General features: G+C 59.8%; 1 protein-coding gene and 1 pseudogene. Both read right to left on the bottom strand.

The window, feature by feature from the left end; all coding sequences use genetic code 11:
* On the bottom strand, nucleotides 1-701 hold a 701-nt coding region (locus JQF37_RS31215; RefSeq protein WP_130211661.1), incomplete at its 3' end, for a glycosyltransferase family 2 protein.
* Between the two features lie 47 nt (nucleotides 702-748).
* Nucleotides 749-850: pseudogene (locus JQF37_RS31645) on the bottom strand (protein CapI); the annotation flags it as partial.

Below are 850 nucleotides of genomic sequence, written 5' to 3' on the forward strand. Positions count from 1 at the left end.
CGCTTGATCAACCACCACACCCCGAAGAGGTCGAGAATGCCGACAAGGGCGCGGTCGATATTTCCGTACTTGGACACGCCGGCAGTGCGGTGCCGGTGGTTGACCGGATGGACGACCATTCGGCCATTGTGGCGCTGGATCAGTGCTGGAATGTACCGATGCATATGGTCGAAGTACGGCAGGCGCAAAAACGCCGCGCGTTGAATCAGTTTCAAGCCACAGCCAGTGTCTGGCGTAGCATCCTTGAGCAGGCGGCTGCGCAGGCCGTTGGCGAAACGCGAAGCCCAGCGCTTGCTCGCCGTGTCGCGGCGGTTGACCCGGTGGCCCGCTACCAGTTGCAAATCACCATTGGCTGGCTGGTTACGCACCAGCGCCAGCATGCCCGGGATGTCCGCCGGGTCGTTCTGCCCATCGCCATCGAGCGTGGCCAGCCACTGCCCGCGAGCGGCCTGTGCCGCGTGGTACAGCGAAGTGCTTTGGCCCAGCGAGCGATCATGATGCAGGATGCGTAACTGGCTCAGACCATTGTTTTTGGCCTGCTGCAGTTCGTGCAAGGTGGCATCGGTACTGCCATCGTCGACCACGATGATTTCATAAGACTCATCCGCCAGCGCCACGCGAACCTCCTCAAGCAAGGGCTTGAGATTGTTCGCTTCGTTCTTCGCGGGGATCAGTACCGATACAAAAATGTCCTGGCTCATGGTGTCTCCCTCGCCTTGTGGTTTTTCCGCTGTCAAAGGCGAACGTTTCAAATTTGATAAAACTGCCGATACCACTTCACAAACTCCCCGACGCCGGTGCCAACCGGCACCTGCGGACTGAAATCGACCCACTCTGCCAGGGCCGACAC

Origin of the sequence: Pseudomonas sp. MIL9 (assembly GCF_016887925.1) — a bacterium.
In the GTDB taxonomy this organism is placed as follows: domain Bacteria; phylum Pseudomonadota; class Gammaproteobacteria; order Pseudomonadales; family Pseudomonadaceae; genus Aquipseudomonas; species Aquipseudomonas mohnii.